Origin of the sequence: Paludibacillus litoralis (genome assembly GCF_037646705.1) — a bacterium.
Lineage (GTDB): Bacteria > Pseudomonadota > Alphaproteobacteria > Rhodobacterales > Rhodobacteraceae > Pikeienuella > Pikeienuella litoralis.
In genome coordinates this window covers 125,240-145,007 of the sequence record NZ_JBBHER010000009.1, presented here as the reverse complement: position 1 = coordinate 145,007, position 19,768 = coordinate 125,240, and the positions used below count along the sequence as shown (strand labels likewise).

Below are 19,768 nucleotides of genomic sequence, written 5' to 3'. Positions count from 1 at the left end.
CGCCTGAACGGAGGCGCGGCCCCGACGCCGCTCGTCCGAACGTCAGCCGACCAGTTCAAGCCCGGAGAAGAAATAGGCGATCTCGACCGCCGCGGTCTCCGGCGCGTCCGAGCCGTGGACGGAATTCTCACCGATCGACAGCGCGAATTCCTTGCGGATGGTGCCTTCCGCGGCTTCGGCCGGGTTGGTCGCGCCCATCACCTCGCGGTTTTTCGCGATCGCATCCTCGCCTTCGAGCACCTGCGCGACGATCGGAGCGGAGGACATGAAGGTGCAAAGCTCGTCATAGAACGGGCGCGCCTCGTGCACCTTGTAGAACTCGCCCGCCTGCGCTTTCGTCAGGTGAATGCGTTTCTGCGCGATGATGCGCAGGCCCGCAGCCTCGAATTTCGCGTTGATCGCGCCGGTGAGGTTGCGCGCGGTCGCGTCGGGCTTGATGATGGAGAAAGTGCGCTGGATCGCCATGCAGAGTCGTCCTTCTTGTCGGGGCCGCAGCCGTCTGGAGGCGTGCGGCCGGTGTGATCTGGCGCGTCGCGTAGCATGGGAGCGAAAACCGTGAAAGCGCATTTCGAGATGCTCGCCGCCTATAACGCATGGGCGAATCGCCGCCTCTACACGGCGGCGCACACGTTCGGAGACGCCGCGCGGAAGGCGCCGGCGGGCGCTTTTTTCGGCTCGCTCCACAACACGCTCAATCACCTTCTCGTCACCGACCGGATCTGGATGCGCCGCTTCACCGGCGAGGGCGAGACGCATGACCGGCTCGACGCCGTCCCGTTCAGCGCCTTCGATGCGCTCCGCGACGCGCGGGAGGCGCTGGATGCGCGGATCGTGACCTATGTCGGCGGGCTTTCCGACGCCAATCTCGCGGGCGACATCGCCTATACGAGGACGACGACGCCGGAGCCGATCACGCAGGCGCTCAGCCCGGCGCTGGCGCATTTCTTCAACCACCAGACCCATCACCGCGGCCAATGCTCCCAGATGCTGACCGCGGCCGGCGCCGAGGCGCCGCCGCTCGACCTGCTCTTTTTCCAGAGAGAATCCGCGTGAAGCCGGGCGCGATCCTCGAATCCGCGCTCTACGCCGCCGATCTCGACGCGGCCGAGGCGTTCTATGGAGGGGTCCTCGGCCTCCCCCGCGTGCTTCGCTCCGGCGACAGGCATGTGTTTTTCCGGTGCGGCGGGACTATCCTGCTGATCTTCAACCCGAAGATGACCGAGCTCCCGGCGGGCGGGCCGCTCCCGGTTCCTCCGCATGGCGCGCGCGGGCCCGGGCATATCTGTTTCTCGGCGACGGAAGAGGAGATCGCGGCGTGGCGCGCCCGGCTCAAAGCCGCGGCTGTCGCCATCGAGGCGGATTTCCGCTGGCCGAACGGGGCGCGGTCGATCTACTTTCGCGATCCGGCGGGGAATTCAGTGGAATTCGCCGAGCGGAGGCTCTGGTTTGGGGATGAACCATGACGCGGCGGGCGGCCTTGAAAAGCCGCTTCCGGTGAATGATGAAACTCGCCACACGGCGAACTGAAAGGCGCAAGCTATGTCCAAGGGCTATCTCATCGTGCGGGTCCGGATCGACGACCCGGAGCAATACAAGAAATACATGGCCGTCAGCCCGGACGCGATCGCCGCGTTCGGCGGCGCGTTCATCGTCCGCGGCGGCCGGAACGAGACGCTGGAGGGCGAGCCGGAGACCTACCGCGTCGTCGTCGCCGAGTTTCCCTCCTATGAGGCGGCGAAGAATTGCTACCAGTCCGACCTCTATCAGGCGGCGAAGAAGCTTCGCGAGGGCGCCGGGGACGCGCAGTTCGTCCTGGTCGAAGGGGTCTGAGCGTGCCTGACAAGGCCGCCGTCGTCATCGGCGCGGGCGACGCCACCGGAGGCGCCGTCGCGAGGCGCTTCGCGAAGGCGGGCTTCATCGCCTGTCCGGTGCGGCGCACCCTCGACGCGCTCGGCCCGCTCGTCGCCGAGATCGGGGCGGCCGGCGGGCGGGCCGTCCCCTTCGGCTGCGATGCGCGGGTGGAGGCGCAGGTCGTCGATCTTTTCGAGACGATCGAGCGCGATGTCGCCCCGATCGAGATCTGCGTGTTCAATGTCGGCGCGAACGCCCGATTCCCCTTTCTCGACCTCGAAGAGCGGAAATTCCGCAAGATCTGGGAGATGGCGGCCTATGCCGGCTATCTCACCTGCCGGCAGGCCGCGATCCGGATGGCGGCGCGGGGGCGCGGGACCATCATCGTCACCGGCGCCTCGGCCAGCGTGAAGGGCTACGCCAACGGCGCCGCCTTCGCCTCGGCGAAATTCGCGCTCCGCGGCATGACCCAGGCGATGGCGCGCGAGTTGGGGCCGCGCGGCGTCCATGTCGCCCATGTCGTGATCGACGCCGCGATCGACACCGCCTTCACCAGAGAAAACTTCCCCGAGCGCTACGCGCTGAAGGCCGAAGATGGAATCCTGAATCCCGAGAGCGTCGCGGAGACATATTTCATGCTTTACAATCAACCGAGGGACGCCTGGACTCACGAAATGGACCTCCGCCCCTGGAGAGAGGATTTTTGATATGAAGATCGAGTTCTTTTTCGATTTCGGCAGCCCCGCCGCCTATCTCGCCTGGACCCAGCTCGCCCGAATGCAGGAGGCGGGCGAGACCCGGATGCGGCCCCTGCTGCTCGGCGGCGTGTTCAAGACGCTCGGCAACGTCGCCCCCGGGTCGGTCCCGGCCAAGGGAAAGTGGATGAAAGACGATCTCGCCCGCTGGGCGGCGCGGTACGGCGTTCCGTTGAGCTACCCGCGGAAGTTTCCGATCAACACCATCGCGCCGATGCGCGGCGCCGCCGCGCTGGAGGACGATCCGCGGTTCCCGCTCTATGTGAAGACCGTCTATGAGGCGATTTTCGGCCGGGGAGAAGACATCAGCGACCCGGAGACGCTCCGCGCCGCGCTGAAAGCCGCCGATCTCGACGCGAAGGAGATCCTCGGCCTGATGACCGATCAGGCGATGAAGGACCGGCTCAAGGCCAACACCGATGAAGCCATCGAGCGCGGCGCCTTCGGCGCGCCGACCTTCTTCGTCGGCGACGAGATGCATTTCGGCAATGACCGGCTCGAATGGGTGATCGACGCCGCGAAGGGCTGACCCGACCGCGGCGGCCGAATCGCTGATATTGACACGCCGCCGCCGCTGGGCCACCCCTCCGCGCCATGCTCACGATCACCGACCTCACTTTCAATCTCGCGGGGCGGCGTCTTTTCGACGGCGCGTCCATGCGTGCGCCCGACCGCTCGCGGATCGGTCTCGTCGGGCGGAACGGAACCGGCAAGACCACGCTCTTCAAGCTGATCGAAGGTGAATACGCGGCCGATGGCGGAACCATAGAGCTTCGGCGCGGGGCCCGGATCGGCGGCGTGAAACAGGAGGCGCCCGCCGGCCCCGAGGCGCTGATCGAGATCGTGCTGGCCGCGGATCGGGAGCGCGCCGGCCTTCTGGCCGAGGCGGAAACCGCGACCGACCCGACCCGGATCGCCGAAATCCAGATCCGCCTCGCCGATATCGAGGCGCATTCGGCCGAGGCGCGGGCCGCCTCCATCCTGTCCGGGCTCGGCTTCGACGCCGATGCGCAGGCGCGCGCGGCGGCGGAGTTTTCGGGCGGCTGGCGGATGCGCGTCGCCCTGGCGGCGGTGCTCTTTTCGGCCCCCGACCTTCTGCTCCTCGACGAGCCGACGAACTATCTCGACCTTGAAGGCGCCGTCTGGCTCGAGAATTTTCTCGCCCGCTATCCGGCGACGGCGATGGTCATCAGCCATGATCGCGGCCTTCTGAACCGCTCGGTCGACCGGATCCTGTATCTCAGCAATCAGAAGCTGACGCTCTACGCCGGCGGCTATGACGATTTTGACGCGAAACGGCGCGCCGACGCCGCGCAGACCGAGGCGGCGGCGACGAAACAGGCCCGCGAGCGCGCCCATATCCAGAGCTTCGTGGACCGGTTCCGCTCCAAGGCGTCGAAGGCGAAACAGGCGCAGTCCCGGCTGAAGATGCTCGCGCGCATGCAGCCGATCTCGACCGATAAGGAGGGCGGCGTCGCGCCGTTCAAGTTCGACTGCGGCGAAGAGCTTTCACCGCCGATCATCGCCTTCGAGAAGGCCAGCGTCGGCTATGGCGGCGCGCCGGTCCTCAGCGACATCTCGCTCCGGATCGACCCGGACGACCGGATCGCGCTTCTCGGCGCCAACGGCCAGGGCAAATCCACGCTGGCGAAGCTGATCTCCGGGCGGCTCCGGCCGATGGCGGGGGGCGAGACCCGCGCGGCGAAGCTCCGCATCGGGTATTTCGCGCAGCATCAGACCGACGAGCTTCATGTCGACGAGACGCCGGTGCAGCATATCCGGCGGCTCCTGCCCGACCAGCCGGAATCCAAGCTTCGCGGCCGGCTCGGCGCGGTCGGCATCGGCGCGGAGATCGCGACCAACAAGGTGGGCTCGCTCTCCGGCGGGCAGAAAGCCCGGCTTCTTCTCGCGCTGATGACGGTGCGCCGGCCTCAGCTTCTGATTCTCGACGAGCCGACGAACCATCTCGACATCGAAAGCCGCGAGGCGCTGGCGCAGGCGCTGGCGGCCTATGAGGGCGCGGTGATCCTGATCAGCCATGACGCCGAACTGGTCAGCGCGGCGGCGGACCGGCTCTGGCTGGTCTCGAACGGCGGCGTGAAGCCGTATGACGGCGACATGGACGACTACCGCGATTTCCTTCTTTCCGATCGCGGCGGGGTCCGGCGCGAGCGCGAAAAGGTTGAAAAACCGAAGCCGGCGAAGCGCGAGCGCGCCGCCGCGCGCGCCTCCATCGCCACGCTCCGAGCCGAGGCCAAGGCGGCGGAAGCGCGGATCGCCAAGATCGAGACCATGAAGGCCAAGATCGACGCGGCGCTGGCCGACCCCGACCTCTACATCTCGCAACCGAAACACCGCTTCGAGCAGCTGCAAAAGAAACGGGCCGAGATCATCTCCGGCCTGGAGCGCGCCGAAGCGCTCTGGCTCGCGGCGCAGGAGAGGCTGGAAAGCGCCGAATGACCGAGGCGTTCCTCATCGCCTTCACCACGCTGTTCGTGATGATCGACCCGATCGGCGTCGCGCCGCTCTTCGCCGCGCTGACCCAGGGCGCGAAGCTCAGGGCGCGCGCGGTGATCGCCGCGCGAGGCGTCCTGATCGCCGGCGCGCTTCTCCTCCTGTTCGGCCTCGCCGGCGACGCGGCGCTTCGCGGCATCGGCGTTTCAGTCTCCGCGTTCCGAATCGCGGGCGGGCTGATGCTGTTTCTGCTCGCGGTCGACATGTTGTTCGAAAAGCGCAGCGAACGCCGGAAAGAACGCGCCGACGCCGAGTCGGACGCGGACGATCCCTCCGTCTTTCCGTTGGCGACGCCGATGATCGCGGGCCCCGGCTCGTTGACCGCGATGATCCTGCTGACCGCCGAGCGGGAGTCTGACCTCGGCGAAACCTTCGCCGTCTACGCCGCGCTCTTCGCGGTGCTTCTGACGACGTTCCTGTTTCTCCTCGCGACCGACCTGATCGAGCGGATCCTCGGCGCCACCGGGATCAAGGTCCTGACCCGCCTCTTCGGCATGCTGCTCGGCGCGCTCGCGGTGCAATTCGTGATGGATGGAATCTCAGCCTATGTGAGCGCGCTCTGAGCGCCCGCGCGCGCGCCTTTCAGTCCCGCCAGCGCCGGAGCGAGATCGCCGTAGCCGGTGAACCGGCGCCGATAGGCGAGGCCGAGCCGCTTCGCCGCCGCTTCCGCGGCGCGGTCGAGCGCGGGATCGTCGGTCTGGGCCAGATAGACCAGCTCCTCGTAATTGCCGAAGAGCATATCCCGCAGCTCGGGATGACGATCCAGCCCCATCGGCCGGATGACGAAGGCGTCGAACTGCTTCACCAGAAAATCGGTCAGGTAGAAGACCCGCATCTCTTCGTCGCCGCGGGCCGCGAACGCCTCGACGCCGTCGAAGAAGGAATAGCAATGCGGCCCCGCGATCCGGGCCACGCCCTCCTCCTCGCACATCCGGTCGAGCCCGCCGCCGGTGCCGCAATCGGCGTAGACCACGAAGATCTCGGCGTAGCCCTGCGCGCGCCCACGCCGCACCGCTCCGCGGACCGCGTCGGGAATCCGGTCCGGCGTCAGGTGGAGCTTCGCGGGCAGGCAGACGAGCTCCATATGCGCCCAGCCGTTGATCCGCTTCAGCGCCAGGATCTCGCGCGCCAGCGCGCCGCAGGCGATGAGAAGAACCTTCCCCGCGCCCGGCGCCCCCGCCGCCTCCATGCCGGCCTCGGCCAACATAGCGTCGTCGACCTCGCCCATTACGCGCCGATCTGACTGCGCCGGCGCGTGACAAGCTCCTTCGCCGTCTCCACCGCGACCGCGGCGTCGCGGCAATAGGCGTCGGCGCCGATCGCCTTCCCGAACTCCTCGTTCAGCGGCGCGCCGCCGACCATGACGATGTAGTCGTCGCGCATGCCCTTCTCGACCAGCGTGTCGATGACGACCTTCATGTAGGGCATCGTCGTGGTCAGCAGCGCGGACATGCCGAGGATGTCGGCGTTCTCCCGCTCCAGGGCCTCGATGTAATTGTCGGCGGCGTTGTTGATGCCGAGATCGGTCACCTCGAACCCCGCGCCCTCCATCATCATCGCGACGAGATTCTTGCCGATATCGTGGATATCGCCCTTCACGGTGCCGATCACCAGCCGGCCGAGCTGCGGCGCGCCGGTCTCCGCGAGAAGCGGCTTCAGGATCTTCATGCCGCCCTTCATCGCATTGGCGGCGAGCAGAACCTCCGGCACGAAGAGGATGCCGTCGCGAAAATCGATGCCCACGATTCGCATGCCCTCGACGAGCGCCTTGGTCAGAACGTCATAGGGCTGCCAGCCCCGCTCGAGGAGAATATTGACCCCCTCCTCGATCTCCTCCTTCAGCCCGTCATAGAGGTCGTCATGCATCTGCAACGTGAGCTCTTCGTCATCGAGATCGGCGAGGACGACATCCTCTTCTTCATCCGCCATTCGTTCCATCCTTCATCATGCCGCGACGCCTCTCATCAATAGAAACGCCCGCGCGCCGCAGCGCCCGGCGATTGGCGACTCCGCGGCGTCTCAATACGACGTCACCCGCGGCGCCGGCGCCTCTCGCGCGCAGGCGCCGCCGCGCCTGACGCGCCGTCATCGGCGGAGGAGAACGCGCCAAGGCGGGTTTCGACCTCTTCGAGGCTCGGGCGGCGCCCGCTTGGCGACGTCGTCTCCAGCGCCCGCCGCATCGCGACGAGATGCTCCGGCTTCGTGCCGCAACACCCGCCGATGATCCGCGCGCCGGCGTCGCGCGCCAGAAGCGCGTAGTCGGCCATCGTCTCCGGCGTGCCGGAATAGACGATGATCCCATTCTGATAGGAGGGAACGCCGGCGTTCGCCTTCGCGATCAGCACCGCGTCCGGCGCCGCTTTCGAGAGGCCGAGAAGCGTGCGGACCAGATCCGGCGCGCCCACGCCGCAATTGGCGCCGAAGGCGATCGGCGGCGCCGGCAGGGTCCGCGCCATGTCGGCGTAGCCGGTCGAGGTCACGCCCATCATCGTCCGCCCGGCGCTGTCGAAGCTCATCGTGGCGCAGAACGGCGCGCCGACATTCGCCGCCGCTTCCGAGACCGCGCGCATCTCCTCCTCGGAGTAGATCGTCTCCGCCCAGAGCACGTCCGCGCCGCCCTCGATCAATCCCCGCGCCTGCTCCTCGAACATCTCGACCGCGGCCGCATGGGTGAGCGTTCCGACCGGCTCCAGCAGCTCGCCGGTCGGCCCCATCGACCCGGCGACGATCACCGGCCGGCCGGCCCTGTCGGCGCAGGCCCGGGCGAGCTCCGCCGCGACGCGGTTCAACTCGGCCGCCCGCGCCTCGGCGTTATGCAGCTTGAGCCGCGCGCGGGTGCCTCCAAAGGAGTTCGTCAGGATGATGTCCGAGCCGGCGTCGACAAAGCCCTGATGCAGCGCGCGGATCCGGTCCGGCTTGTCGACGCACCAGAGCTCGGGCGCTTCGCCCGCCTCCAGCCCCATGGCGAAGAGATTGGTGCCGGTCGCGCCGTCGGCCATCAGCCATGGTCGGCTCTCGAGCAGTTTCGAAAGGGCGTTGGTCATGTTAGCGAGATCCGTATCCCGGAAGCGGGGTGCGCGTTTATAGCGCCATTCCGGCGCCGGCTCAAACGGGCGACTCATCATGGGATCGCCCGGCGCCCGGAGCGCCTTCAACCACGCGCCGCCTCAGACGACGCCAAAGGCCAGCATCGCGTCCGCGACCTTCCTGAACCCGACGATATTGGCGCCGCGCGTATAATCCACATGGCCGTCGGGCTCGGCTCCCTGCGCGACGCAGGCGCCATGGATATCGGCCATGATCCTCTCCAGCGCCGCGCCGCGATCGTCCTCCGACCGATGGAGCCCGGCCGAGCCCTGGCTCATGCCGAGGCCCGACATGCCGACGCCGCCCGCATTGGCCGCCTTGCCGGGGGCGTAGAGGATCCGCGCGCTGCGGAACGCGCCGACCGCGCCCGCGTCGCACGGCATGTTCGCCCCTTCGCAGACGGCGGCGCAGCCATTTCCCAGCAGGATGTCAGCCTCGGCGCCGCTCAATTCATCCTGCGTCGCGCAGGGCAGCGCGATCTCGCACGGCACGCCCCAGGGGCGCCGTCCCGCGTGAAACGCGCCGCCAAACTCGGCGACATAGGCGGAGATGCGGGCGCCGCGCCGGGCCTTGTGCCGCTTGACCCAGTCGATCTTCTCCTGCGTGAACCCGTCCGGGTCGTGAATGAACCCGCCGGAATCCGACAATGTGATCGGCCTCCCTCCCCGGTGGAGGAGCTTTTCCGCCGCATGGAGCGCCACAGCGCCGGACCCGGAGATGACCGCGGTCTTGCCGTCGATGCCGTCATCCTTGTGATTCATCATGTGTTCCAGGAAATAGACCGCGCCGTGGCCGGTCGCCTCCGAGCGTGTCGGCGCGCCGCCGAATTCCAGCCCCGCGCCGGTCGACACCCCGTCGAAGAGGCCGGTGATCCGTTTGTATTGGCCGGCCATATAGCCGATCTCGCGGGCCCCTACGCCGATATCGCCGGTGGGAATGTCGCGATCCGCGCCGATATGCCGGCCAAGCTGGAGCGCGAAATTCTGGCAGAAGCGCATGATCTCATGCCGCGAGCATCCTTTCGGATCGAAATCCGCGCCCCCTTTGGCGCCGCCCATCGCCAGGCCGGTGAGGGAATTCTTGAACACCTGCTCAAACCCGAGGCGTTTCAGGACGTTCTGATTGACCGACGGGTGAAACCGTATCCCGCCCCTGTAGGGGCCGATGGCGTTGTTGAACTGCACGCGAAAGCCGCGATTGACGCGCACCTCGCCGCCGTCCGTCTCCCAGGTCACGCGGAACGAAACCGTGCGGTCCGGCTCGGTCAGCCGCTCGAGCGCCCTGATCTCCTCCAGCACCGGGTTGTCGTTGACATACGGAACGGCGATCCTCGCCATTTCATGGACCGCCTGATGAAACCCGGCTTCACCCGGATTGCGGCTCACCACCCAGTCCATGTACGCGCTCAAGTCGACCGTCATCCGTGTTCCCCCTGCTCTTTTCCGCCGCCGCGCCCTCATCGGCGGCGCGTCGGCCTTTTCCTGACGAACGGCGCGAACGATTCTCCCCTGCGGCCGCGTCTCGCCCCGCCCGGAGCGCGCCGATTTCGCGCGCCGCCGCATGGGCCGCCAAACCGGCGCCCTGGCCCATCATGAACGAAGAGAAAGGATGGCCCGGGAGCGGGCCGAGCCGCCGCGATCGGCGCGCCCGCTACACCGCGGCGGCGCGCGCCAGATCCTTCAGCCGCGCGACCATGGCGCGCAGCCCGTTCGAGCGCTGCGCCGAGAGATGCTGGTCGAGCCCGAGATCGACCAGCTCCTTCTCCACATCCCGCTCCAGAATCTCCGCCGGGCTGCGTCCGTTCAGCATCAGCCACAGCAGCGCGACCAGCCCGCGCACGATCATCGCATCGCTGTCCGCGACGAAATACAGGCGCCGCTCGGGGCCCTCGCCCTCGATCCGGGGCGAGATCCACACCTGGCTGGTGCACCCGTCGACCTTGGTGCCGGGCGTTTTCAACTCCTCCGGCATCGGCGGCATTTCGCGGCCAAGTTCGATGACATAACGATAGCGTTCTTCCCATTCGTCAAGAAATGAGAATGTCTCCACCACTTCGTCAAAGCTCTCGACGCTCATGCCGCCTCCTTCGCACCGCCGGAATAGAGAGTCGCGCGGGCCGCGTCCAGACGCCCTTTCCTTTCGCGCCCGTTTATGGCCATTTGCGCAGCCGGGCCGGGGATGGCGACGCGAGGGAGTGAGGATGAAGAGGTTTGTTTTATCCGTAGTGGCGATGGTCGGAGCCGCGCTTCTCGCCGGCTGCTCAGTGCTTCCCGAGGGACCAATATTCGACGAGGAGAAAGCGCGCGCGGAGGCGCTGGCGAAGATTCCGCCGAAAGTACCGGTCGACCGGATCGAGACGCTGGAGCTCGGGCGCCTCTATGACGGCTACATGCTCACCGCTTACGCCATCGCGCCCGGCGCCGGGTATTATCAGCCGGAGCTCAAGATCCGCTACGGCGGCCGGCCCGCCGCCGACGGGTTCTACGAATTCGACTTTCTCGTCCGCCCGCCGGATGATCCGGCGGCGTTCGCCGACGCGCCTCTGACGGCGCGCCAGATGCGCGGCGATTACAGCCTGCCGGTCGAGATGCTGCGCGGCGCGCGCGGCGTTCGCGTCTGGTCGGCGCGCGATTCGGTCGAAGGGCGGTTCTGAGCCGACTCAGACCGTCACGATCTTCACGCCCTGCCGGCCGGCGGACAGGGCGATTTCACCGCGCTTGAGCCGCAGCGCGTCCTCGCCGAACGCCTCTCGCCGCCAGCCGGTCAGCGTTTTTATGTCCGGCTCGTCCTCATGCGCGAGCACATCGAGATCGGCGCTGGACGCGATCAGCCGCTGCGCGACGCCAAGCTCTTCCGCCTTGGCCTTCAGGAGAACCCGCAGCAGCTCGACGAGCGCCTGACCGCCTGCGTTCTGTTTCTTCCGCGGCGGCGCCGGCGGCGCTTTCGGCGGATCGGCGAGCCCCTGCGCGACCGCGGCCAGAATCTCATCCAGCACTTCGGGCTTGCGGCCCTCCCGTTGCAGGGCGCGGCTGGTCAGCAGCCTCTCTCGGCTAGACGGCCGGGTCGCGGAAATCTCCAGGATCGCCTCGTCCTTCAGGATGCGGCCGCGCGGTTGGTCGCGGCTCCGCGCCGTCTCCTCGCGCCAGCGGGCGAGCGCGCGGGCGACGCCGAGAAACCGCGGGTCGGTGGAGCGGGTTTTCAGCCGGAGCCAGGCGTCGTCCGGCTCGACGACATAGGTCTCTTTCGCGCGGAGCGCCTCCAGCTCCGACGCGACCCAGCTCATCCGCCCCGTCTCCTCCAGCCGGGCCGAGAGCTTCTCGTAGATCGCCCGAAGGTGGGTCACGTCGCCGGCGGCGTAGGCGAGCTGTTTTTCGCTGAGCGGCCTGCGGCCCCAGTCGGTGAACCGCGAGGTCTTGTCGAGCGTGACGCCCGCGATGCTGCGCACCAGAGTCTCGTATCCGGCCTGGTCGCCGAAACCGCAGACCATCGCCGCGATCTGGGTGTCGAAAATCGGAGACGGAACCTCGTCCATCAGATGAACGAAAATCTCCACATCCTGGCGCGCGGCGTGAAACACCTTCAGCACATCGGGGTTGCGCGCCAGATCGAAGAGCGGCGTGAGGTCGAGCCCCGCCATCGGATCGATCAGAACCGCGTTCTCCGCGCCGTCCGCGTCGAGAGGGCGCGCGACCTGCACGAGGCAGAGCTGCGGCCAATAGGTCCGCTCCCGTATGAACTCGGTGTCGATCGTCACATAAGGCGCTTCGGCCATCTCCCGGCACACCGCTTCAAGTTCGGGTTGCGCCACGACCAGTCTGTAATCTGTCGTCATTGTCAGGTTTTCATCCGCATATTGGCTCGCGCGTCATATCTAGGGGCGAATTGGCCGCATGTATACGACACCAGACGGAAAACCGAAGGCGGGCCGCCCCGGCGGGTGAGTTTCCCCCACCGGGCGCGGATTCGCTCGGCGCCCGCGAGGCGGTTTCGCCGCGCCCGAAACTTTTCCGTCGTAACGCCGTTGCGCCTTCGTATATGCTGGGGGATGAACAGGCCGCGCCGAACCGGCGACGGCTAAAGGAGTATATCATGGTTAGAAAGACCGCATGCGCGCTGGCGCTGACAGGACTGATCGCCGCTTGCGCGAACGATCCGGACAATACGCGGAGCGTGGGCGCGGGCGTGGCGCTCGGCGCCGGCGTCGGCGCGCTGACGGGCGCGCTGATCGGCAACCGCAAGGGCGCGCTGATCGGCGCCGGCGTCGGCGCGATCGCCGGCGCGGGCCTCGGCAATTATCTCGGCCAGCAGCAACGCGATCTCGAGCGCAACCTCGAAGGCACCGGCGCGACCGTGACCAACACCGGCGCCGAGCTTCTGGTCAATCTCCCCTCGGAGGTCACCTTCGGCTTCGACCGGGACGATATCCAGCCGCAGTTCTATGAGCCGCTTTCGCGCGTGGCCGACACGCTCACGAAATATGAAAGCAGCCTGATCGACGTCATCGGCCACACCGACAGCACCGGCGCCGCCAGCTACAATCAGGCCCTGAGCCAGCGCCGCGCCGACAATGTCGCCCGATTCCTCACCGCCCGCGGCGTTCTCCCCGCCCGCGTGGTCGCCTACGGTCAGGGCGCGAGCCAGCCGATCGCGACGAACGCGACGGAGGCCGGCCGGGCGCGGAACCGGCGGGTCGAGCTGATCATCACGCCGATCACTCAAGGCTGACGAGGCCGCGGCGCGGGGGGGCGCGCCCTCCGCGCCGCACGCGTTTGATGCCCGCATCCGCCCCCATCGACACCGCCCCGCCCCGCGCGCGCCTCTGGGCGGAGTTCATCTGTCTGTTCGTCGGCGCGCCGCTCGCGGCGGCGGCCGCCTTCGGGCGTTTTCCGCTTTTCCCGGCGCTGATCGGTTTTACGCTCATCGGCTGCGGGCTGCTCGCCGTCACGCCGGGCTGGCGCTGGCGCGCGCTGCTGCGCGGGCCCGTTTTCGGCGAATGGCGCCTGATCCTCGGCTTCGCCCTGGTCACGGCGGCGGCGGCGCTGGCGCTGACCCTGGCCCTCCGGCCCGACCGGCTGTTCGCCCTGCCCCTGAGCCGGCCCGACCTCTGGCTCATGATCCTCCTGCTCTACCCGATCCTCTCGGCATTGCCGCAAGAGCTCGTCTTTCGCGCGCTTTTCTTTGAGCGCTACGGCGCGCTCTTCCCCAATCGCGCGGCGGCGGTCGCGATGAACGGGGCGGTCTTCGCGCTCGCCCATCTCTTCTTCGCGAACTGGGTCGCGATCGCGATGACCGGCTTCGGCGGCGCGATCATGGGGTGGGCCTATATCCGGCGGGGCGCGTTCGGGCTGGCGCTGGTTCTTCACACGCTGGCGGGCTGGATCATCTTCACCGCCGGACTCGGCGTCTATTTCTACCACGGCGCGATCGGCGCCGCGCCCTGAGGGCGGCTTGACATGGGACGGTCCGCATTGTGTATCCGGCCCGACCAGCCCGTCGGGAGAGACCCCATGCACGCCTATCGCAGCCACACTTGCGCCGATCTTCGCGCCGCCAATGTCGGCGACGCCGTCCGGCTTTCCGGCTGGGTCCACCGGGTGCGCGATCACGGCGGCGTACTGTTCATCGATCTCCGAGATCATTACGGCGTCACGCAGCTGATCGCCGACAGCGACAGCCCGGCCTTCGCCGATGTGGAGAAGGTCCGCGCCGAATGGGTCGTGCGCATCGACGGCCTCGTGAAGGCGCGCGACGCCGATCTGGTGAACCCGAAGCTGCCGACCGGCGAGATCGAGGTCTTCATCCGCGAAATCGAGGTCCTCGGCGCGGCCGAAGAGCTGCCGCTGCCGGTCTTCGGCGAGCTGGACTACCCGGAGGAGACCCGGCTCAAATACCGCTTCCTCGATCTGCGGCGCGAAAAGCTGCACCAGAACATCGTTCTGCGCTCGAAGGTGATCTCCTCGATCCGCCGGCGGATGACCGATCTCGGCTTCATGGAGTTCCAGACGCCGATCCTGACCGCGTCCAGCCCCGAGGGCGCGCGCGACTTTCTGGTGCCGTCCCGCCTTCACCCCGGCAAGTTCTACGCCCTGCCGCAGGCCCCGCAGCAGTTCAAGCAGCTGATCATGGTCGCGGGCTTCGACCGCTATTTCCAGATCGCGCCCTGCTTTCGCGACGAGGACCCCCGCGCCGACCGCTCCCCCGGCGAGTTCTACCAGCTCGACATGGAGATGAGCTTCGTCGAGCAGGAGGACGTCTTCCAGGCGATCGAGCCGCTGATGCGCGGCGTCTTCGAGGAGTTCGGCGGCGGCCGGCCCGTCACCCCCGAGTTCCCGCGCATCCCCTACCGCGAGGCGATGCTGAAATACGGCTCCGACAAGCCCGATCTCCGCAACCCGATCGAGATGCAGGTGGTGAGCGAACATTTCGCGGGCTCCGGCTTCAAGATCTTCGCCAACATGCTGGAGACGCCCGGAACCGAAATCCGCGCGATCCCGGCGCCTTCCGGCGGCAGCCGCAAGTTCTGCGACAGGATGAACTCCTGGGCGCAGAAAGAGGGCCTGCCGGGGATGGGCTATATCTTCTGGCGGGACGCCGACGGCGGCGTCGAGGCGGCCGGCCCGCTCGCGAAGAACATCGGCCCGGAGCGCTCAGAGGCGATCCGCGCCCAGCTTGATCTGAAATCCGGCGACGCGGCCTTCTTCCTCGCCGGCCAGCCCGAGAAATTCGTCGACGTGGCCGGCAAGGCGCGGAACGTGATCGGCGAGGAGCTTGGCCTCACCGCGAAGGATCGGTTCGATTTCTGCTGGGTCGTCGATTTCCCGATGTATGAGAAGGACCCGGAGACCGGCGCGCTCGACTTCTCCCACAACCCGTTCTCGATGCCGCAGGGCGGGCTGGAGGCGCTGGAGAGCGGCGACCCGCTCGACGTGCTCGGCTACCAGTACGACATCGTTTGCAACGGCGTGGAGCTTTCTTCCGGCGCGATCCGGAACCACAAGCCGGAGATCATGTACAAGGCCTTCGAGATCGTCGGCCACGACAAGGCGTTCGTGGACGCGAATTTCGGCGGCATGCTGGACGCGTTCCGCTACGGCGCCCCGCCCCACGGCGGCATCGCGCCGGGGATCGACCGGATGGTGATGCTGCTGGCGGACGCGGAGAACATCCGCGAGGTCATCATGTTCCCGATGAACCAGCGCGCCGAGGATCTGATGATGGGCGCGCCGTCGGAAGCGACGAACGAGCAGCTTCGCGACCTCGGGTTGAGGCTGGCGCCGAAGAGCTGAGCCCCTCCCGGGCTCAATCGGCGGCGGCGTCCGCCACCGTATCGGCGGCGCCCACCGTCAGATCGACCGCGCCGCCGACGACGGTGGTCGTCACATCGACCGCGGCGCCCGCCACGGTGGTCGCGACGCAGCCGCAAAGCGGCGGGACCAGCAGCGCCGCGCAAAGCGCGCCCTGCGCGATTCGGGCGCGCGCCCGGGTCAGGCCGAAAGATCCAGCGTCAACGCGTGAACCCTCCCGGCCAACTCCTCCGCCAGCGCCGCGTGAACCGCGCGGCTCCGCTCGACCCGGCTCATCCCGTCAAAGGCCGCCGCCCGCATCCTGACGCGAAAATGCGTCTCTCCGCCATCGCGCCAGCCGGCGTGGCCGCGGTGGTTCTCGCTCTCGTCGATCACCTCCAGCGCCTCCGGCGCGAAGCTCTCTTTCAGTTTCGTCTCGATCGTCGCCGCCACGCTCATCGCAACTTCTCCCGTTCCCGCGCGGCTTTTTCGCGCATCATGGTTGGCCCCGCCGCCGGGTTGGCTAAACTGCCGGGCCGACTCGCGCCTCAGAGGATACGATGCACGCCCGATCGCCGCTCAACTACGACATCTCCGTCACCGCCGACAAGCGGCGCCGCGCGCGCAGCCGCGGGCGGAGCGGAGAGATCGCCTCCGAGGCGCGAAAATGCGAGTGGTCCGGCTGCGCCAATCCGGGGCTGTTCCGGGCGCCGAAATCGCGCGAGGAGCTGAACGAGTTCCGCTGGTTCTGCGAAGGTCATATCCGCGACTACAACAAGGCGTGGAACTATTTCGACGGCTGGACCGAGGCGGAGCTGGATGCCCAGCGCCGCGCGGAATTCGCCTGGGAGCGGCCGACATGGCGGCTCGGCCAGAAACCGATTCGCCCCGACGGCGCCCCCGGCCACACGGACGGGCGCGCATGGGCGCGCTGGGGCTTCCGGGATCCGCTGGAGGTTCTGGGCGAGAACGCGACGATCAACCCCGGCGGCGCGGCCGAGGCCAAACGCCGCCGCAGCCGCCTGCTGCCGAAGAACGAGCAGAGCGCGCTCGACATTCTCGGCTGCGCGCCGGAAACGCCGAAAGCCGAGATCCGCAAGCGATATCGCTCGCTGGTCAAGGATCTGCACCCGGACATGAAGGGCGGCGCGCGCGAGGATGAGGATCGGCTCCGCGACGTGGTCTGGGCCTGGGAGCAGATCAAGAGCTCGCGCAGCTTCCGCTGACGTCGGCGTCGCACATTCTCGTCTCGCCGCCCGCGCGGCTTGCGCCGCCTCCGCGCCGCCCTTAAAGACGATCAGGATATCATGCGCGGGCGCACACGCTCGGACAAAACGGAATGAAGGAATCCCACATGGCGGATGGCGGGGCCAAGATGGCGAGTACGCCGAACACCGAGATCGACGTCCAGAAGGTCTTCGGTTTCGACGCGAAAATGCCTGTGAAGGGCTTTTCCCAGCGCACCGAGCGGGTGCCCGATCTCGACCCGAACTACGTGTTCGACCGCGACACGACGCTGGCCATCCTCGCCGGGTTCGCCTTCAATCGGCGGGTGATGATCCAGGGCTATCACGGCACCGGCAAATCGACCCATATCGAGCAGGTCGCCGCGCGGCTGAACTGGCCCTGCGTGCGCGTCAACCTCGACAGCCATATCAGCCGCATCGACCTGATCGGCAAGGACGCGATCAAGCTCGTGGACGGCAAGCAGGTGACCGAGTTTCAGGAGGGCATCCTGCCCTGGGCGCTGCGCAACGCCACCGCGATCGTCTTCGACGAATATGACGCGGGGCGCCCCGACGTGATGTTCGTGATCCAGCGGGTGCTGGAGGTGGACGGCAAGCTGACGCTGCTCGATCAGAACGAGGTGATCCATCCGCACCCCTCGTTCCGGATTTTCGCGACCGCGAACACCGTCGGCCTCGGCGACACGACCGGGCTCTACCACGGCACGCAGCAGATCAATCAGGGCCAGATGGACCGTTGGTCGCTGGTCACCACGCTGAACTATCTGCCGCACGATCAGGAAGTGGCCATCGTCCACGCCAAGTGCCCGACGACCGACGAGAAGGTGATCTCGCGCATGGTGACGGTCGCGGACCTCACCCGCAGCGCGTTCATGAACGGCGACCTGTCGACGGTGATGAGCCCGCGGACCGTGATCGCATGGGCCGACAACGCCGCGATCTTCCACGATATCGGCTTCGCGTTCCGCGTCAGCTTTCTCAACAAATGCGACGAGCTGGAGCGCCAGACGGTGGCTGAATTCTATCAGCGCTGCTTTGGCGAAGAGCTGCCCGAAAGCGCAGCCTCCGTCTCGCTCGGCTAGAGATGGCGGACAGCCGCAAGACCGACAACCCCGCCGAGCCCTTCAAGAGGGCGCTCGGGGATGCGACGCGCGCGCTGGCGAATCAGCCGGAGCTGACGGTCTCCTATTCGCTGGACCCGTCGGGGATGGCCAACGACATGCTGCGCCTGCCGCAGGTCTCCCGGCGGATGACCCGGCGGGAGGTGATGCTGGCGCGGGGCGCGGCGGACGCTTCGGCGCTTCGGATGCGGTTTCACAACCCCGACATCCATGATCGCTACACCCCGCAGGGGGAGATGGCGCGCGGCCTGTACGATGCGATGGAGACCGCACGCTGCGAGGCGCTCGGCGCGCGCGCGATGCCGGGCGTCGGCGACAATCTCGACGCGCGGCTCGCGGAAGACGCCGCCAATCGCGGCCTCGGCGACATCAAGACCATGGCCGACGCGCCGCTGGCCGACGCCGCCGCGATGATGCTGCGCAGCGCCGCCACCAGCCGCGCCGCGCCGCCGGGCCTCGCCAACGTGCTCGACCTCTGGCGCGATCATCTGGAGGGGAACGCCGGGCCGGCGATGTCCGAGCTGGCCGACGCGCTCGACGATCAGACCGCGTTCGCGCGCCGCGCCTGGAAGGTGATCGAGGATCTCGGCTACGGCGATCAGCTCGGCGAAGATCCGGACGGCCCCGCCGAAGAATCCGAAGAGGGCGAGGACGCGCCCCAGGAGGAGGACTCCGAAGGCGGCGACGAAGAGGGCGGCGACGATCAGGCCTCCGACGACGTCGCGCCCGAGGACAGCGAGAGCGCCGAGACCCAGCGCGCCGAAGTCGAAGCGCAGCTTGACGACGCCGATGGCGAGGAGAGCGACGCGCCGGCCGAGGACGAGGGCGCGCCGCCCGACACCCCGCCGCAAGCCCCCGACAGCGAGGCGAGCCGCGATTACAAGATCTACACGCGCGCCCATGACGAAGAGATCACCGCCGAAGAGCTCTGCGACCAGCCCGAGCTGGAGCGCCTCCGCTCCTATCTCGACAAGCAGCTGGAGCCGCTGAAAGGCGCCGTCAGCCGCCTCGCGAACAAGCTTCAGCGCCGGTTGCAGGCGCAGCAGAACCGCTCCTGGGTGTTCGACCTGGAGGAAGGCGTGCTCGACGCCGGGCGCCTCGCGCGGGTCGTGACCAACCCGACGACGCCGCTCAGCTTCAAGGAGGAGACGGAGACCGAGTTCAAGGACACGGTCGTCACGCTGCTGATCGACAATTCCGGCTCGATGCGGGGCCGGCCGATCTCCATCGCCGCGATTTCCGCCGATGTGCTGGCGCGGACGCTGGAGCGCTGCCAGGTGAAGGTGGAGATCCTCGGCTTCACCACCCGCGCCTGGAAGGGCGGTCAGGCGCGCGAGGATTGGCTGAAGGCCGGGCGCCCCGCCTCGCCGGGCCGGCTGAACGATCTCCGCCATATCATCTTCAAGTCCGCCGACGCGCCATGGCGGCGCGCGCGCAACAATCTCGGGCTGATGATGCGCGAAGGGCTGCTGAAGGAGAATATCGACGGCGAGGCGCTGGAATGGGCGCATCGCCGGCTTCTCGCGCGGCCGGAGCAGCGGCGGATCATGATGGTGATCTCGGATGGCGCGCCGGTGGACGATTCGACGCTCAGCGTGAACCCCTCCAACTATCTCGAGCGCCACCTTCGCGACGTGATCGCGATGATCGAGCGGCGCAAGGCGGTGGAGTTGCTCGCGATCGGCATCGGTCATGACGTGACGCGCTATTATCAGCGCGCGGTGACGATCACCGATGTCGAACAGCTGGCCGGCGCGATGACCGAGCAACTCGCCGAGTTGTTCGAGGAGAACCCGCGCAATCGCACCCGCCGCGACCGCGACGGCGAAGGCGGCCGCCGCGCCGCGCCGCGGCGCGGATGATCGGCGTGAAGGCCTTGTCGAGCAGGTTCTGAGCCCCGCGCGGGACCA

Annotated in this window: 22 protein-coding genes; 14 read left to right on the top strand and 8 right to left on the bottom strand. The window is 67.8% G+C overall.

The genetic code is table 11. The features are described 5' to 3' along the window. Positions 1-42: 42 nt before the first annotated feature. Positions 43-465 carry a nucleoside-diphosphate kinase gene (ndk, locus tag WG921_RS16045; RefSeq protein WP_340110271.1) on the bottom strand — a complete coding sequence of 141 codons (423 nt, stop codon included), beginning with the start codon at positions 463-465 and terminating at the stop codon, positions 43-45. Between the two features lie 90 nt (positions 466-555). Between ndk and WG921_RS16040 the strand changes: the two genes are divergently transcribed. The 7 genes from WG921_RS16040 to WG921_RS16010 all read left to right on the top strand — a co-directional run bounded on the left by WG921_RS16040 (position 556) and on the right by WG921_RS16010 (position 5,683). Further along, on the top strand, positions 556-1,053 hold the full coding sequence (locus tag WG921_RS16040; protein WP_340110270.1) for a DinB family protein: 498 nt from the start codon (positions 556-558) through the stop codon (positions 1,051-1,053). After that, positions 1,050-1,463, top strand: coding sequence for a VOC family protein (locus WG921_RS16035; protein ID WP_340110269.1), 414 nt, complete (start codon positions 1,050-1,052; stop codon positions 1,461-1,463). The genes WG921_RS16040 and WG921_RS16035 overlap by 4 nt, the downstream gene beginning before the upstream one ends. A 76-nt stretch (positions 1,464-1,539) precedes the next feature. Then, a complete protein-coding gene (locus WG921_RS16030; RefSeq protein WP_340110268.1) occupies positions 1,540-1,830 on the top strand; it encodes a DUF1330 domain-containing protein in 291 nt (96 codons plus the stop codon). Between the two features lie 2 nt (positions 1,831-1,832). Beyond that, positions 1,833-2,558 carry an SDR family NAD(P)-dependent oxidoreductase gene (locus tag WG921_RS16025; protein ID WP_340110267.1) on the top strand — a complete coding sequence of 242 codons (726 nt, stop codon included), beginning with the start codon at positions 1,833-1,835 and terminating at the stop codon, positions 2,556-2,558. Position 2,559: 1 nt separating this feature from the next. Continuing rightward, positions 2,560-3,135 (top strand): 2-hydroxychromene-2-carboxylate isomerase, encoded by a 576-nt coding sequence (locus WG921_RS16020; RefSeq protein WP_340110266.1) that lies wholly within the window; start codon positions 2,560-2,562, stop codon positions 3,133-3,135. Positions 3,136-3,200: 65 nt separating this feature from the next. Beyond that, positions 3,201-5,066, top strand: coding sequence for an ABC-F family ATP-binding cassette domain-containing protein (locus tag WG921_RS16015; RefSeq protein WP_340110265.1), 1,866 nt, complete (start codon positions 3,201-3,203; stop codon positions 5,064-5,066). Next, positions 5,063-5,683: a MarC family protein gene (locus WG921_RS16010; protein ID WP_340110264.1), complete on the top strand. Its 621-nt coding sequence runs from the start codon at positions 5,063-5,065 to the stop codon at positions 5,681-5,683. The genes WG921_RS16015 and WG921_RS16010 overlap by 4 nt, the downstream gene beginning before the upstream one ends. On the opposite strand, the gene WG921_RS16005 is transcribed toward WG921_RS16010, so the two are convergent. The 5 genes from WG921_RS16005 to WG921_RS15985 all read right to left on the bottom strand — a co-directional run bounded on the left by WG921_RS16005 (position 5,665) and on the right by WG921_RS15985 (position 10,283). Continuing rightward, positions 5,665-6,348, bottom strand: coding sequence for a DUF1638 domain-containing protein (locus tag WG921_RS16005; protein ID WP_340110263.1), 684 nt, complete (start codon positions 6,346-6,348; stop codon positions 5,665-5,667). The genes WG921_RS16010 and WG921_RS16005 overlap by 19 nt on opposite strands. Next, on the bottom strand, positions 6,348-7,049 hold the full coding sequence (locus WG921_RS16000) for a corrinoid protein (protein WP_340110262.1): 702 nt from the start codon (positions 7,047-7,049) through the stop codon (positions 6,348-6,350). The genes WG921_RS16005 and WG921_RS16000 overlap by 1 nt, the downstream gene beginning before the upstream one ends. Before the next feature lie 101 nt (positions 7,050-7,150). Beyond that, complete coding sequence (gene bmt / locus WG921_RS15995; RefSeq protein ID WP_340110261.1) at positions 7,151-8,164, bottom strand: betaine--homocysteine S-methyltransferase; 1,014 nt, start codon at positions 8,162-8,164, stop codon at positions 7,151-7,153. Between the two features lie 123 nt (positions 8,165-8,287). Continuing rightward, positions 8,288-9,628, bottom strand: a complete 1,341-nt coding sequence (gene gdhA, locus WG921_RS15990) for an NADP-specific glutamate dehydrogenase (RefSeq protein WP_340110260.1) — start codon at positions 9,626-9,628, stop codon at positions 8,288-8,290. 229 nt (positions 9,629-9,857) lie between these two features. Further along, complete coding sequence (locus WG921_RS15985; protein ID WP_340110259.1) at positions 9,858-10,283, bottom strand: SufE family protein; 426 nt, start codon at positions 10,281-10,283, stop codon at positions 9,858-9,860. Positions 10,284-10,407: 124 nt separating this feature from the next. On the opposite strand from WG921_RS15985, the gene WG921_RS15980 reads away from it, so the two are divergent. Continuing rightward, a complete protein-coding gene (locus WG921_RS15980; protein ID WP_340110258.1) occupies positions 10,408-10,860 on the top strand; it encodes a hypothetical protein in 453 nt (150 codons plus the stop codon). A 6-nt stretch (positions 10,861-10,866) separates the two neighbouring features. Here the strand turns inward: WG921_RS15980 and rnd are convergent, their stop codons facing one another. Beyond that, positions 10,867-12,039, bottom strand: a complete 1,173-nt coding sequence (gene rnd, locus WG921_RS15975) for a ribonuclease D (protein ID WP_340110257.1) — start codon at positions 12,037-12,039, stop codon at positions 10,867-10,869. Between the two features lie 257 nt (positions 12,040-12,296). On the opposite strand from rnd, the gene WG921_RS15970 reads away from it, so the two are divergent. From WG921_RS15970 to aspS, 3 genes are all read left to right on the top strand, one after another. Further along, positions 12,297-12,932 carry an OmpA family protein gene (locus WG921_RS15970; protein ID WP_340110256.1) on the top strand — a complete coding sequence of 212 codons (636 nt, stop codon included), beginning with the start codon at positions 12,297-12,299 and terminating at the stop codon, positions 12,930-12,932. Between the two features lie 47 nt (positions 12,933-12,979). Then, entirely contained in the window at positions 12,980-13,648 is a 669-nt protein-coding gene (locus WG921_RS15965; RefSeq protein WP_340110255.1) for a CPBP family intramembrane glutamic endopeptidase, read from the top strand. A gap of 66 nt (positions 13,649-13,714) precedes the next feature. Beyond that, positions 13,715-15,493: an aspartate--tRNA ligase gene (aspS, locus tag WG921_RS15960; protein WP_340110254.1), complete on the top strand. Its 1,779-nt coding sequence runs from the start codon at positions 13,715-13,717 to the stop codon at positions 15,491-15,493. A gap of 198 nt (positions 15,494-15,691) precedes the next feature. On the opposite strand, the gene WG921_RS15955 is transcribed toward aspS, so the two are convergent. Then, positions 15,692-15,949, bottom strand: a complete 258-nt coding sequence (locus WG921_RS15955) for a BolA family protein (protein WP_340110253.1) — start codon at positions 15,947-15,949, stop codon at positions 15,692-15,694. Positions 15,950-16,050: 101 nt separating this feature from the next. Between WG921_RS15955 and WG921_RS15950 the strand changes: the two genes are divergently transcribed. From WG921_RS15950 to cobT, 3 genes are all read left to right on the top strand, one after another. Beyond that, complete coding sequence (locus WG921_RS15950) at positions 16,051-16,716, top strand: J domain-containing protein (RefSeq protein ID WP_340110252.1); 666 nt, start codon at positions 16,051-16,053, stop codon at positions 16,714-16,716. A gap of 128 nt (positions 16,717-16,844) precedes the next feature. Continuing rightward, positions 16,845-17,819, top strand: coding sequence for a cobaltochelatase subunit CobS (gene cobS, locus WG921_RS15945; protein WP_340110251.1), 975 nt, complete (start codon positions 16,845-16,847; stop codon positions 17,817-17,819). A 2-nt stretch (positions 17,820-17,821) separates the two neighbouring features. After that, positions 17,822-19,720, top strand: a complete 1,899-nt coding sequence (gene cobT / locus WG921_RS15940) for a cobaltochelatase subunit CobT (RefSeq protein ID WP_340110250.1) — start codon at positions 17,822-17,824, stop codon at positions 19,718-19,720. Positions 19,721-19,768: the final 48 nt, after the last annotated feature.

Coding starts and splice junctions, on each gene's coding strand:
- WG921_RS15970 (WP_340110256.1), top strand. CDS start 12,297: ATGGTTAGAAAGACCGCATGCGCGCTGGCGCTGACAGGACTGATCGCC.
- WG921_RS16000 (WP_340110262.1), bottom strand. CDS start 7,049: ATGGCGGATGAAGAAGAGGATGTCGTCCTCGCCGATCTCGATGACGAA.
- WG921_RS16005 (WP_340110263.1), bottom strand. CDS start 6,348: ATGGGCGAGGTCGACGACGCTATGTTGGCCGAGGCCGGCATGGAGGCG.
- WG921_RS16020 (WP_340110266.1), top strand. CDS start 2,560: ATGAAGATCGAGTTCTTTTTCGATTTCGGCAGCCCCGCCGCCTATCTC.
- WG921_RS15955 (WP_340110253.1), bottom strand. CDS start 15,949: ATGAGCGTGGCGGCGACGATCGAGACGAAACTGAAAGAGAGCTTCGCG.
- rnd (WP_340110257.1), bottom strand. CDS start 12,039: ATGACGACAGATTACAGACTGGTCGTGGCGCAACCCGAACTTGAAGCG.
- WG921_RS15965 (WP_340110255.1), top strand. CDS start 12,980: ATGCCCGCATCCGCCCCCATCGACACCGCCCCGCCCCGCGCGCGCCTC.
- WG921_RS15980 (WP_340110258.1), top strand. CDS start 10,408: ATGAAGAGGTTTGTTTTATCCGTAGTGGCGATGGTCGGAGCCGCGCTT.
- WG921_RS16015 (WP_340110265.1), top strand. CDS start 3,201: ATGCTCACGATCACCGACCTCACTTTCAATCTCGCGGGGCGGCGTCTT.
- WG921_RS15950 (WP_340110252.1), top strand. CDS start 16,051: ATGCACGCCCGATCGCCGCTCAACTACGACATCTCCGTCACCGCCGAC.
- gdhA (WP_340110260.1), bottom strand. CDS start 9,628: ATGACGGTCGACTTGAGCGCGTACATGGACTGGGTGGTGAGCCGCAAT.
- WG921_RS16010 (WP_340110264.1), top strand. CDS start 5,063: ATGACCGAGGCGTTCCTCATCGCCTTCACCACGCTGTTCGTGATGATC.
- cobT (WP_340110250.1), top strand. CDS start 17,822: ATGGCGGACAGCCGCAAGACCGACAACCCCGCCGAGCCCTTCAAGAGG.
- bmt (WP_340110261.1), bottom strand. CDS start 8,164: ATGACCAACGCCCTTTCGAAACTGCTCGAGAGCCGACCATGGCTGATG.
- WG921_RS15985 (WP_340110259.1), bottom strand. CDS start 10,283: ATGAGCGTCGAGAGCTTTGACGAAGTGGTGGAGACATTCTCATTTCTT.
- aspS (WP_340110254.1), top strand. CDS start 13,715: ATGCACGCCTATCGCAGCCACACTTGCGCCGATCTTCGCGCCGCCAAT.
- ndk (WP_340110271.1), bottom strand. CDS start 465: ATGGCGATCCAGCGCACTTTCTCCATCATCAAGCCCGACGCGACCGCG.
- WG921_RS16030 (WP_340110268.1), top strand. CDS start 1,540: ATGTCCAAGGGCTATCTCATCGTGCGGGTCCGGATCGACGACCCGGAG.
- cobS (WP_340110251.1), top strand. CDS start 16,845: ATGGCGGATGGCGGGGCCAAGATGGCGAGTACGCCGAACACCGAGATC.